Raw genomic sequence first — 14237 nt, 5'->3', positions numbered from 1 at the left:
AGGAGGGCGCTGCCCCAGGCAATCAAGGCGGAGGCGAACGATGAGCACGCCGTATGGCGGCAACGACCCGCAGCAGCAGCCCCAGTACGGGCAGCAGCCGCAATACGGGCAACAGCCGGGCGGCGCCTACCCGCCGAGCGGGCCGCAGGAGCAGCAACAGCAGCCCTACAACCCGCAGCAGTACGGCCAGCAGCCCCAGCAGCCCTACGACTCGCAGCCGACGCAGTGGGTCCAGCCCCAGCAGCAGCCCCAATACGGCCAGCAGCCCGGCGGCTACCCCCAGCAGCAGCCGCAGCAGCCCCAAGCGCCGCAGCAGCCTCAGTGGGGCCAGCAGCCGCCGCCTCAGCAGTACGGCCAGCCCTACGACCCGAACCGGCAGCAGCCGCCCCAGCAGTACGGGCAGCCCGGCGGCGGGTACCCGCAGAGCGGCCCGCAGCAGCAGCCGCTGTACGGCCAGCCGCAGACCGGCCCGCAGGCCCAGCAGCCCTACGGCCAGCCCGCCGGCAACCAGTACGACTACGGCCAGGCCACCGCCGTCACCCAGACCGTCGGCGACCCCGGTGACGAGCCGAAGTCCAAGCGCGGCCTGTTCATCGGCATCGGCGCGCTCATCGTCGTGGTGGCCGTGGTCGCGATCCTCGGGTTCGTCGCCCCCGGCTTCTTCAAGACCGAGGTCTTCAACAACACCCAGATGCAGACCGACGTCGCGAAGCTGCTGACCGACACCTACAAGATCGAAGGCGTCAGCGGCGTCACCTGCCCGGCCGAGCAGAAGGTCGAGGACGGCGCCAAGTTCGAGTGCACCGCGACCATCAACGGCAAGCCGCAGCAGGTCCCGATCACCGTCAAGGGCAGCGACGGCAACTACGAGGTCTCGCCGCCCGCCGCCCAGTGACCGGGTGTGCACCGTGACGCCGGGTAAATCAGTGGCCCGCACCCGGCGGGCCGCAGGATGATCCCCGGCATGAGCGACCACACCGTACGGCTCCTGTCCTCCGCCGACGAGCAGCGCGCCGCCTGGAACCTGTTCCGGGGCGCGCTGCACGTCAAGGCCGGCAGCGACGAGGAGTGGGAACGGATCAGCAAGGCGCTGCAGGAGTCACGCGTGTTCGCCGCGTTCGACCCCGAGCTGATCGGCACCGTGCGCGCCGCCGACCACGAGGTGCTCCTCCCCGGCGGCGCGCGCGTGCCGCTCGCGGCCGTCACCGGTGTCGGCGTCCGCGCCGGCCGCACCCGCCGCGGTGTGCTCAGCGCGCTGCAGACCGCGCAGCTGCAGGACTTCGCCGAGCGCGGTGTCGTGCTGGCGTCCCTGCACGCCACCGAAGGCGCGATCTACGGCCGCTACGGCTACGGCGTCTCGACCCTCAGCCGCAATCTCGTGGTCGACCGCCACCATGCGCGGCTGCGCCCGGAAGCACCGGCCGGCGGCGAGATCACCGTCTTCGGCCTCGACCAGGCCGTGCTGCACTGGCCCGACCTCTACGGCGCCACCGGCACCGTCCGCCCCGGCATGATCACGCGGCCCGCGCACTACTGGCCCATGAACGAGAACCAGGCCCGCCGCTCCGACAGCCCCGTCGAAACCGCCGTGCACCGCGGCCCGGACGGCGTCGACGGCTATCTCGTCTACCACGTCGAACGCGGCGACGCCGACCGGCAGAAACTCACCGTGTTCGAGTTCCACTACACCAACCCCGCCGCCTTCGCCGGGCTGTGGCGGTTCCTGCTGTCGGTGGACCTCGTCGACGACATCTCCGTGATCGCCCGCCCGCTCGACGAACCCGTCGAGCTGCTCTTCACCGACCCGCGCGCCGTGAAGGTCAAGGGCGTCGAGGACGAGACCTGGCTGCGCGTGATCGACGCGTCCGCCGCACTCGCCGCCCGCACCTACGGCCCCGGCGAACCGGTCGTGCTCGAAGTGACCGACCCGCTGCTGCCCGCCAACGACGGCCGCTACCGCATCAGCCCCGACGGCGCCGAGCGCACCGACGCCGCCCCCGCCCTGCGTCTCGACGTCACCTCGCTCGCGATGCTCTACTTCGGAGCGTGGCGTGCCTCGGCCCTGGCCGACACCGGTCGCGTCGAAGTCCTCGACGACGCCGCGGTGTCGCACGTGGACACCTTGTTCGGCACGCGCCGGGCGTCGTGGTGCGGTACTTTCTTCTGACCTTGACCAAGGGCCCTGAACCGGGCATCGGGGGACAGGAGCGGGAATGCGCGCCGTGCTGGTGCTGGGGCTGTGCGGTCTCGGAATGCTGCTCGCCACCGGCTGTTCGACCAAGCCCGACCCGGCCGCGCCCGTCAAGACCGTCACGGTCACACCGTCCGCCACGGCACCCTCCGGCACCTCGCCGGGGAGCTCGGGTGCGACGCCGGCGTCGGCCACCGGGCCCGGCCGCGTGTTCGACGCGAAAGCCATGGACGCCGCCGTCGCCAAGATCCTCGCCGACACCTACAAGATCGACGGTGTCGGCGAGGTCAGCTGCCCCGACCGCCAGGCCGTGACCGACGGCTCCACCTTCCAGTGCGTCGTCGACATCGCGGGCGAGCAGAAACACGTGCCCATCACCGTCACCGGCACCGCGGGCGACTACACCGTCGACGCCCCGAAATAAAACGCGTGGCACCCGCGGCGCGGGCTTGGTTGGATCGCGCCATGACCGACTTCGTGGTACGCCCGATCACCGACGACGAGCGCCGGCCCACCTTCGACCTGCTCGGGCAAGCACTTCACAGCCCCGTGGTCTCGGACGAGACGTGGGCGCAGATCGGCGATTCCTGGGCCGGGCCCGGCAAGTTCGCTGCGTTCGCCGACGACCGTCCGATCGGGATCACCAGCGGGTTCGCCACCACGATCGCCGTCCCCGGCGGCGCGGTCCTGTCCGCTACGGCGGTCGACGGCGTCGGTGTGCGCGCCGACTGGACCCGCCGCGGCGTCGTCACCGCACTCATGACCGCGCAGCTGAACGACCTCGCCGAACGCGGCACCACGCTGGCCTGCCTGCACGCCAGCGAAGCCGTGATCTACGGCCGCTTCGGCTACGGCATCGCCACCTCCGGAGCCACCGTCCGAATCGACCACCCCGCGCGGCTGCGCGAAGGTGCCGAAGCCGGCGGCGCCGTCCGGCTGCTCGACGCCGACGAGGCCCGCGCGCAGCTTCCCGCGCTGTACCAACGGATCGGGCTGCACCGGCCGGGCATGATCGCCCGCCCCGACGTCTGGTGGCCCGTCGTCCTCAACCGCCGTCTGAGCCGCGAAGGCGGGTACCGCGTGGCCGTCCACACCGGACCGAACGGTGCGGACGACGCGTTCGCGATGTTCAAGAGCGTGGACCAGTCCACTGCCGCCGACCCCGAACACGGTGTGCTGCTGGAGGTCCGCGACCTGCACGGCGCGGCCCCGGAGGCGATCAACGCGCTGTGGCGGTTCCTGCTCTCCATCGACCTCGTCGCCACCGTCAGCTCCCGCTTCCGTCCGGTCGACGAGCCGCTGTCCGTGCTGCTCACCGACCCGCGCCGCGCCCGCACCACCGAGATCGAAGACGACCTGTGGCTGCGGCTGGTCGACGTCGCCGGCGCGCTCACCGCCCGCACCTACGGCCCGGGCGAACCCGTCGTGTTCGAAGTGGACGATCGGCTGCTGCCGGCCAACCGCGGCCGCTACCGCGTCGGTCCCGACGGCGCCGAGCGCACCGAAGCCGACGCGGACCTGCGCCTCGACGCCGACAGCCTCGCGATGCTCTACCTCGGCGAGTGGCGGGCCTCGACGCTCGCGCAGGCCGGCCGGATCACCGCGGTCGACCCGGCGGCACTTGGCCGCGCCGACACGCTCTTCGCCACCGACACGCGGCCGTGGTGCGGCACGTACTTCTGAGCCGCGCTCACGCCTTCGGCAGTGCCGCCAGCAGCCGTTCGACCGAGCGGCCCAGGTTCCACTGCTCGGCGAGCTCCGCGACCCGGTCCGGGTCCGCGGGGCTCACCGGCACGGCGTCCGAACCGGACTGCACCACCGGCGCGTCCACGGCCACCCGCACCACGGTGGGGGCCACGGCGAGGTAGTCGGCTGCGTCCTTGAGGCGCAGCCGCGTCTTCAGCGGCAGCCGCGAGTCACCCGACTGCGAGGCCGCGATCAGCTCCTCCAGCGACCCGAACTGCGTGATGAGCTTCGCCGCAGTCTTCTCACCGATCCCGGCGACGCCCGGCAGCCCGTCGGACGGGTCACCCCGCAGCGCGGACATGTCGGCGTAGGCGGGGCCCGCGTGGTCGGCCGGCACGCCGTACCGCTCGGCGATCTCGGCCTGCCCCAGCACCTCGGCCTTCGCCCAGCCCTTGCCCACGTACACCACCGACGTCGGCGTCGGCGTCGCACGCACGAGCTGGAAAAGGTCACGGTCACCGGTGATGACCTCGACCGGCGCGTCCTGCTCGTGGGTGGCCAGCGCGCCGATCACGTCGTCGGCCTCGTAGCCTGCCGCCTCCGCCGTGGCGAACCCGAATGCCGCCAGTACGTCGAGGATCACCGGCACCTGCGGCGTGAGCGTGTCGGGCACCTCCTCCACGTCGGCCTCACCCTCGCCGTGCCCCGGCACGGCGACCCGGTGCGCCTTGTAGCTGGGCAGCAGGTCGGTGCGGAACTTCGGCCGCCAGTCCGCGTCCAGGCACGCCACCAGTCGTGACGGGCGCCGGTCGGTGAGGATGCGCGCGAGCGTGTCGGTGAACCCGCGCACGGCGTTGACCGGCGTCCCGTCGGGCGCGGTCATCGAGTCGGGCAGCGCGTAGTACGAGCGGAAGTACAGGCTCGCGGAGTCGAGGAGGGCGAGTGGTCCGGTCACGCGCCCAGCCTGCCACGTCCACCCGCACACCACCCCGCCTGACGCGCCGCCCGGTTTCCACCGGCCCGTCCCGGGTACCCCCGCGGGAAACGGGGAGAAGGGGAGTGCCGCGTGCGGGTACTGGTCACCGGGGCGTCCGGGTTCGTCGGGAGCCGTCTCGCCGAGGCGCTGGCCGAAGGGGGCCACGACGTGCGGGCGATGACCCGCAACCCGGCGAACTACCACGGGGCGGGCACCGCCGTGCACGGCGACGTCGAGGACAGCCGCTCCCTGGCAACGGCCCTCGCGGAGGTCGACGCCGCCTACTACCTGGTGCACGCCCTCGACGCGCGGGACTTCGAACGCCGCGACGCCGCCGCGGCCCGCGCCTTCGCCCTCGCCGCGCGCGCCGCCGGGACCGGCCGCATCGTCTACCTCGGCGGCCTCGGCGACGACTCCGACGACCTGTCCGCCCACCTGCGCAGCCGCCGTCAGGTCGAGTACCTGCTCGCCGGCACCGGCGTGCCCGTGACCGTGCTGCGCGCCGGCATAGTGGTCGGCCACGGCGGCATCTCGTGGGAGATCACCCGCCAGCTCGTGGAGCACCTGCCCGCGATGATCACCCCGCGCTGGGCCGCCACCCGCGCCCAGCCGATCGCGATCGCCGACGTCGTGCGCTACCTCGTCGGCGTGCTCGACGCGCCGGCCGCGGAAGGCCGCACCTTCGAGATCGGCGGCAGCGAACAGCTGGCTTACCTGGACATGCTCCGCCGGCTGGCCCGCATCGAGGGGCGCCGCCCGCTGATCGTGCCCGTGCCGCTGCTCTCACCGCGCCTGTCGTCGTACTGGCTCGCGCTGGTGACCGACGTCGACGTGGCCACCGGCCGCACGCTCATCGACTCCATGGCCAACGAGGTGATCGTGCGCGACCCGGCGATCCGCGACGTCGTACCGTTCGAACCCATGGACTTCGACTCCGCGGCGCTGGCGGCGCTGGCCGAACGCGTGCGGGCGGCGTGATGCGGCGCTCGCTGCTCGGGCTGGTCACCGCGGCCGGCACCGGCCTGCTCGGCTGGTCGCTCTCGACGCCACCCGGTTCGGCCCGCTTCCACGGGCGCACGGGCGCTGTCGCCGCCATCTGGATCGCGGGTGGCCTGGCGGCGGGACCGCCCCCGCGGGGCACCTCGCGCCATCCGGTCGCGGGGCCGGTGGCGGTCGCCGTGGGCGCATTCGGCGTGTTCTACGGCGGCGCGCTCGTCGCCCGGCGCATCCCGCCGTTGTCGCGGGCGATCGCCGGTGTGCTCGCCTACGCCCACCGCGGTTCCGGGCCCGCCGTCTACGCGACGACGCTGATCACCGGCGCCGCCGAGGAGGTCTTCTTCCGCGGCTCCCTGCAGAGCTCCGTGACCCGTGCGCCGGTGGCGACCTCGACGGCGGTCTACGCACTGTCCACCGTGGCCACCCGCAACCCGGCGCTGGTGCTGGCGTCGATCGTGATGGGGACCCTGTTCGGGCTGCAACGGCGCGCCACCGGTGGCATCCAGGCGCCGCTGCTGACCCATGTGGTCTGGTCCGCGTTGATGCTCACGGCGTTGCCGCCGCTGTTCGAAACTCCGGCCCCGCCCGGGTGACGGGTGCCCGCGCGGGCCGGTACTAGGCTCAGCCGCATGTCGCGCCGATCCCTCCACACGCCCGCCCCGGACGCCGCCGCGCTTCGCGCCCGCCTCGACCGCGCAGCGAAAGCGGCCGCCGCCGCGGACACCGACGCCCTGCTCATCGCCCCCGGCTCCGACCTGCGCTACCTGCTCGGCCAGGCGGGCGGCTCGTTCGAGCGCCTCACCACTCTCGTGGTGCCCGCCGACGGCGTGCCCGCGCTCGTCGTGCCCAAGCTGGAGGCCCCCGGTTACGCCGACGTGCCCACCGCCGAGCTCGGTGTCGAGGTCCTCACCTGGGTCGACGGCGACGACGCCTACCGGCTCGTGGCCGACCGGCTCGGCAAGGCCCGCCGTGTCGCCGTCAGCGACTTCACCCCGGCGCTGCACGTGCTCGCCCTGCGCGCCGCGCTCGGCGACGCCGAGCAGACCCTGGCCGGTCCCGTCGTGCGCGAGCTGCGGATGCGCAAGGATGCCGCCGAGATCGCCGCGCTGCGCGCCGCGGGTGCCGCGATCGACCGCGTGCACGCCCGCGTGGGCGAGTGGCTGCGCGCCGGCCGCACCGAGGCCGAGGTGGGCGCCGACATCGCCGCCGCGATCGTCGAGGAAGGCCACACGATGGCCGACTTCGTGATCGTCGGCTCCGGCCCCAACGGCGCCAGCCCCCACCACGACGTCTCCGACCGCGTGATCGAACGCGGCGACGTGGTCGTGGTCGACATCGGCGGCCCGCTGCCCGAGGGCTACAACTCCGACTCCACCCGCACCTACGCGGTCGGCGAACCCCGCGACGCCGACGTGGCCGCCACCTACGCGGTGCTGCAGCAGGCCCAGCAGGCCGCGGTCGACGCCGTGCGCCCCGGCGCCACCGCCGAGTCCATCGACGCCGCCGCGCGCGAGGTGATCGACGCCGCGGGCTTCGGCGAGTTCTTCATCCACCGCACCGGCCACGGCATCGGCCTCGACGTGCACGAGGAGCCCTACATCATCGCCGGCAACACCCTGGCGCTGGAGCCGGGCATGGCGTTCAGCGTCGAGCCGGGCATCTACCAGCCGGGCCGCTGGGGCGCCCGCATCGAGGACATCGTCGTGGTCACCGAGACCGGCGTCGAGGCCGTGAACACGCGGCCGCACGACCTCGTCGTGCTCGACGCATGAGCGGCCCCCTCGAGCCACTCGACCAGGCCATCGTGCAGGAGCTCGCCGCCGACGGCCGGCGCAGCTTCACCGACCTCGCCGAACGCGTGGGGCTGTCCGTGTCGGCCGTGCACCAGCGCGTGCGGCGGCTCGAACAGCGCGGCGTGATCCTCGGCTACACCGCCCGCCTCGACGGCGAGCAGATCGGCCTCCCGCTCACCGCGCTGATCTCGCTCACCCCCAACGACCCGGCCGCCCCCGACGACTACCCGCAGCGCATCCAGCACATCACGGAGATCGAGTCCTGCTACTCGGTCGCCGGCGACGAGTCGTACATCCTGCTCGTGCGGGTCGCCTCCCCGCTCGGGCTGGAGGACCTGCTGCGCCGCATCCGGGAGGCGGCGAAGGTCTCGACCCGCACGACGGTGGTGCTGTCGACGCCGTTCGAGGGGCGTTCACCGACGTTGTGATCCCGAGTGGTGCTGTCCCGCCGCTGTGACGGCGGGGCAGCACCACTCACCGGGCCGTCTGGTCTCGGCCCAGGGGGAACACCGCGATCGTGTCGAGCATCGTGCGGACCGCGGCCGGCTCGCCGGCCAGCGAAACGCCGTCGAACCCGCCTTCACGGGCCGCGGGCGGACCGGTCAGGAACTTCGCCAGCGCCTCCCGGGTGGCCGTTACGGTGACGTCCGGGCCGGCGGTTTCGCCTCGGTTCAACGTCCAGCGCACGCCGTCGAAGGCGAGCACGAAACTCTCGTCCACGCGCACCAGCCAGCGCGCGGGCTCGATCACGGCACCGACGTCGTCGAGCATGATCCGCACCGCCCACAGCAGGTGCTCCGGATGCGTCGACTCACCGGGCGCCGGCGGTCGCGGTGCGTTGCGCAGGCCCCACAGCGCCAGCTGCTCCAGCGTCGGCACGAGATCCTGCCCGGCCGCGGTCAGGCGGTACCAGACCTCGCGCCGGCCCGGTTCGCGATCGGCGGTGACAATGCCGTCGCGGTCCAGCTCCTTCAGCCGCCGGGTCAGCGTGGTGGGGGTGATGCCACCGAGCGCGGCCACGAGATCGGTGAAGCGGCGCGGGCCGTGCACCAGATCGCGCACGATCAGCAGCGTCCAGCGATCACCGAGCCGGTCCAGGCTCTGGGCGAGCAGGCAGTAGTGGCCGTAGGTCCGGCTTTCCGTCTCCACGTAAGCTATCTTACAGATACTATCTTTGAGATACTGTTGCTGGGGAAGGCGGGCTCATGACCGACATCGACACCCACTACGCGACCGGCCTGTCCCGAGCCGCCATCGAGCAGGCGCTCGTGGCCGCAGGCAAGGACCTCGACCACCTCGCGCCCGCGGACCTCGCCACGCTCGAGGACTTCCACACCATGGGCCGTCTCGCCACGGGTGCGCTGGCCGACTTGGCGGCCGTGACCGCGGCCGATGCGGTACTCGACGCCGGCAGTGGCATCGGCGGCACGTCCCGCTTCCTCGCCGACCGCCACGGCTGCCGCGTCAGCACCGTCGATCTGACCGCCGAGTACTGCGCCACCGCGCGGTGGCTCGACGACCTCGTCGGCCTGCCCGCGATCGACGTCCGCCACGGCGACGTCACCGACCTGCCCTTTCCCGACGCCGCGTTCACGGTGGTGTTCAGCCAGCACGTCCAGATGAACGTCGCCGACAAACCCGCGCTCTACCGTGAAGCCCACCGCGTTCTCGCCCCAGGCGGGCGCCTGGCGATCTGGGACGTCACCGCGGGCACCGCCGAGCCGCTCGACTACCCGCTGCCGTGGGCCGACGAACCCGCCCACAGCCACCTCGCCGGCCCCGACGCGCTGCGTGAGATGGTGGCATCGGCCGGCTTCACCGTGTCGCACTGGACCGACCTCACCGAGACCGCCGCCGGGGTCATGCGGGCCGTGCTGGCGCAGCCGCCGAACCCGCTCGGCCTGCACATCTTCGTGCCGGGCTTCGCGGCGAAGGCCGCCAACCTCACCCGGGGCCTGGCCGACGGCAGGCTGCGGGTGGTGCAGGCCGTCGCGATCGCGTGAACCACCTGCGGGCCCGACCACTGGTACGATAAAAGGTATGGCAACACGTAAGGTCACCCTTTCTCTCGACAGTGGTGCGCTCGAGTTCGCCGAACGAGCTGCGAAAGCGCACGGGATCTCGGTCTCGTCCTGGTTGTCCAAGGCGGCCCGGCGGGAGGCGGTGCGCACGGGCTACACCCCGCAGCAGGCGCCGACCGCGCCGGCGGCCGAGGCGGACGAGGTGGAACGGACGGCGGCGGAAAAGGACATGCGTGCGCAGGGGTGAAGTCTGGACGTACCACCCCCCGACCGAACCGGCGCGGGAACGCACCGTGGTGCTCCTGTCGTCGGACGGGGTGAACGAGTCCGAGCGGCCCTGGCTGCTCGGCACCGAACTGCTCGACCGCGACCCGCAGGACATCCTGGGTGTCGCGATCGACGCGCGGTACTGGGTGTCCACGCTCAACCTGACGCGGCTGTACCGGCCGTGGTTCGACGAGCGGATCGCCGAGATCGACCAGGAAGTGCAGGAACAGATCGACGTCGCACTGCGGGCCGCGCTCGACCTCTAGAGCCGGGCCGGGTCAGCGGTTGGCGACCTCGGGCACGGCGTGGAGCTTGCCGTCGGGCCCGGACAGGCACGCGGCGTTGCCGTCGCGCCCGGCGAGGAACTCCGACAGGCAGTCGGCGATCGCGGCGTGCCCCGCGGCGTTGGGGTGGAACGACTCCTGCAGTGCGTGCTGCGCCCGGTCCGCCTGGCCCAGATCGCTCAGGTGCAGCGTGAGACGCGTGAACCACTCCGAAGCCGGGTTCGCCCCGCCGCTGCACGCCTCGTGGTGCTCACCCGCGCGCGCCAGGTCCAGGAACCGCGCGCCGGACTGCACGGCGGCCTGTTTCAGACCCGCCGAGAGCGTGGTGATGCCCGTCGTCGAGATCCACTGCAGGTCGTCGGTGCGGAACGGGCAGCCGTTGAGGTTCTGCAACCCCGGCGGGACGTCGGTGGCCACGGGCGTGGCGTAGGACTGCAGCACGAGCTGGTAGTCGGCCGGCACGTAACCCGCCTGCGCCAGCACCTTCTTCACATCACCGACGGCGTTGACCACCTTCGGCACCATCGCGTCCACTTTGGACTTCCACGTCTGCCGCAGCGCCACGTTGCACGACGGCGCGCCCACCGTGAACCACGCCTTGAAGCAGTCGGACACCTGCGTGGAGAACTTCGGGTCGTCGTTGGCGCCGATCGCGATCACCACGGCGGCCACCCGGTGGTTCTTCACCACCGCGGCCAGCTGCTGCGCCTGCGACGGCTCACCCCACTGCTTCACGCCACCCAGCGACACCTGCTCCGCCGGCGCCCCCGAACACGCCAGGTTCACCCGCGCCGTGACGTCCGGAATGCGGACCTTCTGCACGAACGCGTTGGCCGACCGGTGGCACCAGTCGCCGTTGCGGCCGTCGGTGTCGGGGGTGTACGCGCCGGCGCCTTCACCGGACACGGTGCTGTCGCCGATCGCGACCACCGTCAGCGGGCCCGTGCCGGGCGGCCCTTTGCGCGGCAGCGGCTGGCCGGGTTTGAGCCCGGGGCCGGAGAACGCGAAGAAGCCCGCGAGCACAGCCACGCAGGCGAGCACCAGGGCTCCCCACCACCACCGGAATCGTCGCATCGCCGCCCGAGTCTAGCGAGCGCACCCGGCTCTGGGGTTTTCCCCGGTCCCGCACTGGGACATTGGTCACCACCCGGAAGGGAGCGGATGCCATGAACGGGCACGAGAAGGACGGACAGCGGCCGCACGAGGCCTTGACCCGCGACGCGGACAAGCGCGCCCGTTACGCGGCCGACACCTACTTCCAGGAGTCGCTCGAGCACCTGCGCGCCCTCACCGGCGACGTCGGACGCTTCGCGAGCGGCCACGGCCTGCTGCTGCTCAAACCCGACGCGATCGCCGCCCGCCGCATCATGTCCACAATGGACTGGCTCGCGGACAACGGCTTCCGCGTCGTCGGCGCCCGCCGAGTGCGGCTCACCCCGGTGACGCTGCGGGCGCTGTGGTACTTCCAGTGGAACACGGCCACCCCGCAGCTGCGCCGCATCGCCGACCACTGCGCCGGCTGCACCGACTCGCTGCTGCTGGTCGTCGCTCCCGCCGGGGACCAGGGCCCGCTCGCGGACCTGCCGGTGCCGGTCCGTCTCACCGAGCTCGTCGGCCCGAGCGACCCCGCCGCCCGCGAACCGGGGCGCCTGCGCACCGAACTCGGCCGCTACGCGCTGCTCAACCTCGTCCACCCCGCAGGCGACCCCGCCGACGTGGTGCGCGACCTCGGCATCTACTGCACCGCCGACGCCCGCGCCGAGCTCGTCGAACAGGTCCTCGCCGGCGCCGACCGCCAGGCCCTCGTGCGCGATCTCGCCCGAGACGTCTACGCCGACAGCCCCGCCCATGACCTCTCCGTCCCGGCCGCGAAAACCCGCCTCCGGCGCGAAGCCGAACGCCTCCTCGCCGGCCACACCCTCACCCCCGCCGCCCGCGCGGCCCTGGCCCCGGCGCTGACGACCGGCGGCGACGAGGCCATCCGCACCATCGTCGAGGCCACGTGGGCCCACCAGCTCGCCGTGCCGGCCTGGGACATCACGGTCGCCGCGGCCGACCTGTACCCGATGACGGTGCCGGGCGCCCGCCCGCTCGTGGCCCCGATGACGGCGGCGGCCTGGCGCCGAGCTGCCCTGCATGCGGTCCGCCACGCCTAGCGAACCGGAAGCGCTCGGTCCCACCGGCGCGATTGGTACCGCTCATGCGGTGCGCGCTCCGGCCGCTGAGCAGCGTCGACTTCGGTGCTGCGCTGTGGACTCGATCTGAAGCCGTCCGCCGGTATCGGCGCGACCGAAGCGCTCGTCGACCCGCTGCGGTCGGCATTGGCGTGCGCCTAGTTCTCGGCGACGACGGCTCGTTTGCGTTCCAGCAGGGCCCGTTCGGCGGCGTTCTCCGTGAGCTCCACTGCCCGGTCGTACGCGGCCACCGCCTCGCCGCGACGGCCCGCGCGTGCCAGCAGGTCGGCCCGGACGGCGTGCAGCAGGTGGTAGCCGTCCAGATCCAGGGCGTCCACCAGAGCCAGTGCCGGCTCGGGCCCGTCGACCTCCGCGACGGCCACCGCACGATGCAGCGCCACCACCGGCGTCGGCGTCAGAAGCAGCAGGTGGTCGTACAGCTGCACGATCTGCCCCCAGTCGGTCTCGCCGGCGGTGGCCGCGTCGCTGTGGACGGCGTTGATCGCGGCCTGCAGCTGGTACGGCCCGGGCCGGTCGCGGCGCAGGCAGCGGCGCACGAGGTCCTGCCCCTCGGAAACCAGCGCACGATCCCACTGGCCCCGGTCCTGCTCGGGCAGCAGCACCACCGTGCCGCCGGGACCCGTGCGAGCGGGACGGCGTGCCTCGACCAGCAGCATCAGCGCCAGCAACCCCAGCACCTCGGGCTCGTCGGGCATCAGCGAAGCCAGCACTCGTCCCAGCCGGATCGCTTCCGCCGCGAGGTCGGGGCGGTCCAGCGACGCACCGGACGTCGCCGTGTGGCCCTCGGTGAAAATCAGGTACACCACGGCCAGCACGGCGCCGAGACGGGCGGGCAGGTCGGCGTCGGCGGGAACGCGGTAGGGGATGCCGGCGTCGCGGATCTTGGCCTTGGCGCGGGAGATGCGCTGCGCCATCGTGGGCTCCGGCACGAGGAACGCGTGGGCGATCTCGGCCGTCGTCAGGCCGCCCAGCAGCCGCAGGGTGAGCGCGACGCGGGCGTGCTGGGCGAGCGCCGGGTGGCAGCAGGTGAAAACGAGGCGGAGCCGTTCGTCACGCACCGGGCCCTCCTCGACCGGTTCCGCGCCGGCGTGCAGAAGCGAGGCTTGCGCGTGCCGGTCGGCGCGCGAGGCCTCGCGGCGCAGGCGATCCAGCGCCCGGCGGCGAGCCGTGGTCACGAGCCAGCCCGCGGGACTCGGCGGCAGCCCGTCGGCCGGCCAGCGGCTCGCGGCCACCGCGAAGGCCTCCTGCACCGCTTCCTCGGCGACGTCGACGTCGCCGAACACCTTCACCAGCACCGCCACGGTCCGCCCGTACTCGGCGCGGAACACCCGGTCCAGCGCGTCCACAGTGGACACGTTCAGGCCTCGCCCTGGAACGGCCGGACCTCCACCGGCAGCGTGGTGATCTCCGCGAGCCGCCCGGCCCAGCCGAGCGCGGCGTCGAGGTCCGGCGCGCGCACGATCGTGAACCCGCCCAGGTGCTCCTTGCCCTCGGTGAACGGGCCGTCGGTCATCAGCAGGTCACCGTCCTTGGCGCGGACGACCGTCGCCGAACCCGGCGCGTGCAGGCCACCGGAGAAGACCCACGCGCCGGCGGCCTTCATCTCGGCGTTGAGCGCGTCCAGCCGGTCCACGATCCGGTCGAGCTGTGCGGCCGACGGCGTGGGTCCGTCGGGCTGGTAAACGCTGAGCAGGTACTGCTTCATGGCTCGATCCTTCCCTCTCGTCACCCGTTACACGAACGGCCGAAGGGCGTTTCGACACCGCCGGCATCTGCCGACGACAAAGGGCTCTTCGCCGGAGCGCCGCCGGCGAAGAGCCCTCGTACC

At 72.8% G+C, this 14237-nt stretch carries 17 protein-coding genes; 12 read left to right on the top strand and 5 right to left on the bottom strand.

Features of this window, described 5'->3' with window-relative positions:
• Positions 1-40 precede the first annotated feature (40 nt).
• The 4 genes from ACQPXB_RS25465 (at position 41) to ACQPXB_RS25450 (ending at position 3874) form a co-directional block, all read left to right on the top strand.
• On the top strand, positions 41-895 hold the full coding sequence (locus ACQPXB_RS25465) for a DUF4333 domain-containing protein (protein WP_432844684.1): 855 nt from the start codon (positions 41-43) through the stop codon (positions 893-895).
• A 69-nt stretch (positions 896-964) separates the two neighbouring features.
• The gene (locus ACQPXB_RS25460; RefSeq protein WP_366576144.1) at positions 965-2167 is read left to right on the top strand and encodes a GNAT family N-acetyltransferase; all 1203 of its coding nucleotides are present in this window, start codon (positions 965-967) and stop codon (positions 2165-2167) included.
• 46 nt (positions 2168-2213) lie between these two features.
• Positions 2214-2615: a DUF4333 domain-containing protein gene (locus ACQPXB_RS25455; RefSeq protein ID WP_432844683.1), complete on the top strand. Its 402-nt coding sequence runs from the start codon at positions 2214-2216 to the stop codon at positions 2613-2615.
• Positions 2616-2656: 41 nt separating this feature from the next.
• Positions 2657-3874 carry a GNAT family N-acetyltransferase gene (locus ACQPXB_RS25450; RefSeq protein ID WP_432844682.1) on the top strand — a complete coding sequence of 406 codons (1218 nt, stop codon included), beginning with the start codon at positions 2657-2659 and terminating at the stop codon, positions 3872-3874.
• A 7-nt stretch (positions 3875-3881) separates the two neighbouring features.
• Here ACQPXB_RS25450 and ACQPXB_RS25445 read toward each other — a convergent pair whose 3' ends face one another.
• Entirely contained in the window at positions 3882-4832 is a 951-nt protein-coding gene (locus ACQPXB_RS25445; RefSeq protein WP_432844681.1) for a 5'-3' exonuclease, read from the bottom strand.
• A gap of 111 nt (positions 4833-4943) precedes the next feature.
• Here ACQPXB_RS25445 and ACQPXB_RS25440 point away from each other — a divergent pair, with 111 nt between their 5' ends.
• The 4 genes from ACQPXB_RS25440 to ACQPXB_RS25425 are packed head-to-tail and all read left to right on the top strand — an operon-like array spanning position 4944 to position 8070.
• A complete protein-coding gene (locus ACQPXB_RS25440; RefSeq protein WP_432844680.1) occupies positions 4944-5831 on the top strand; it encodes an NAD(P)H-binding protein in 888 nt (295 codons plus the stop codon).
• Positions 5831-6442, top strand: coding sequence for a lysostaphin resistance A-like protein (locus ACQPXB_RS25435; RefSeq protein WP_432844679.1), 612 nt, complete (start codon positions 5831-5833; stop codon positions 6440-6442). The genes ACQPXB_RS25440 and ACQPXB_RS25435 overlap by 1 nt, the downstream gene beginning before the upstream one ends.
• Before the next feature lie 36 nt (positions 6443-6478).
• The gene (locus ACQPXB_RS25430) at positions 6479-7621 is read left to right on the top strand and encodes a M24 family metallopeptidase (protein WP_366576133.1); all 1143 of its coding nucleotides are present in this window, start codon (positions 6479-6481) and stop codon (positions 7619-7621) included.
• Positions 7618-8070, top strand: a complete 453-nt coding sequence (locus ACQPXB_RS25425; RefSeq protein ID WP_009078207.1) for an Lrp/AsnC family transcriptional regulator — start codon at positions 7618-7620, stop codon at positions 8068-8070. Before ACQPXB_RS25430 ends, ACQPXB_RS25425 begins: the two co-directional genes overlap by 4 nt.
• Positions 8071-8116: 46 nt before the next feature.
• Here ACQPXB_RS25425 and ACQPXB_RS25420 read toward each other — a convergent pair whose 3' ends face one another.
• Positions 8117-8791, bottom strand: coding sequence for a winged helix-turn-helix transcriptional regulator (locus ACQPXB_RS25420; protein WP_366576131.1), 675 nt, complete (start codon positions 8789-8791; stop codon positions 8117-8119).
• A gap of 56 nt (positions 8792-8847) precedes the next feature.
• Here ACQPXB_RS25420 and ACQPXB_RS25415 point away from each other — a divergent pair, with 56 nt between their 5' ends.
• Genes ACQPXB_RS25415 through ACQPXB_RS25405 form a run of 3 tightly spaced genes read left to right on the top strand, consistent with a single transcriptional unit; the run spans position 8848 to position 10196 of the window.
• Positions 8848-9645 (top strand): class I SAM-dependent methyltransferase, encoded by a 798-nt coding sequence (locus ACQPXB_RS25415; protein WP_432844678.1) that lies wholly within the window; start codon positions 8848-8850, stop codon positions 9643-9645.
• Positions 9646-9682: 37 nt separating this feature from the next.
• A complete protein-coding gene (locus tag ACQPXB_RS25410; protein ID WP_360601484.1) occupies positions 9683-9910 on the top strand; it encodes a hypothetical protein in 228 nt (75 codons plus the stop codon).
• Positions 9897-10196 (top strand): hypothetical protein, encoded by a 300-nt coding sequence (locus tag ACQPXB_RS25405; protein ID WP_360601482.1) that lies wholly within the window; start codon positions 9897-9899, stop codon positions 10194-10196. The genes ACQPXB_RS25410 and ACQPXB_RS25405 overlap by 14 nt, the downstream gene beginning before the upstream one ends.
• Positions 10197-10208: 12 nt before the next feature.
• Here ACQPXB_RS25405 and ACQPXB_RS25400 read toward each other — a convergent pair whose 3' ends face one another.
• Entirely contained in the window at positions 10209-11288 is a 1080-nt protein-coding gene (locus ACQPXB_RS25400) for a GDSL-type esterase/lipase family protein (protein WP_366576127.1), read from the bottom strand.
• A 92-nt stretch (positions 11289-11380) separates the two neighbouring features.
• On the opposite strand from ACQPXB_RS25400, the gene ACQPXB_RS25395 reads away from it, so the two are divergent.
• The gene (locus ACQPXB_RS25395; RefSeq protein WP_432844677.1) at positions 11381-12370 is read left to right on the top strand and encodes a nucleoside-diphosphate kinase; all 990 of its coding nucleotides are present in this window, start codon (positions 11381-11383) and stop codon (positions 12368-12370) included.
• Positions 12371-12546: 176 nt separating this feature from the next.
• On the opposite strand, the gene ACQPXB_RS25390 is transcribed toward ACQPXB_RS25395, so the two are convergent.
• Positions 12547-13764, bottom strand: a complete 1218-nt coding sequence (locus ACQPXB_RS25390; RefSeq protein WP_432844676.1) for an RNA polymerase sigma factor — start codon at positions 13762-13764, stop codon at positions 12547-12549.
• Positions 13765-13766: 2 nt separating this feature from the next.
• Entirely contained in the window at positions 13767-14114 is a 348-nt protein-coding gene (locus tag ACQPXB_RS25385; protein ID WP_366576124.1) for a YciI family protein, read from the bottom strand.
• Positions 14115-14237: the final 123 nt, after the last annotated feature.

The organism is Amycolatopsis sp. CA-161197, from assembly GCF_050942255.1.
Classification (GTDB): Bacteria; Actinomycetota; Actinomycetes; order Mycobacteriales; family Pseudonocardiaceae; genus Amycolatopsis.
This window is presented reverse-complemented; position numbering and strand designations above follow the sequence as displayed.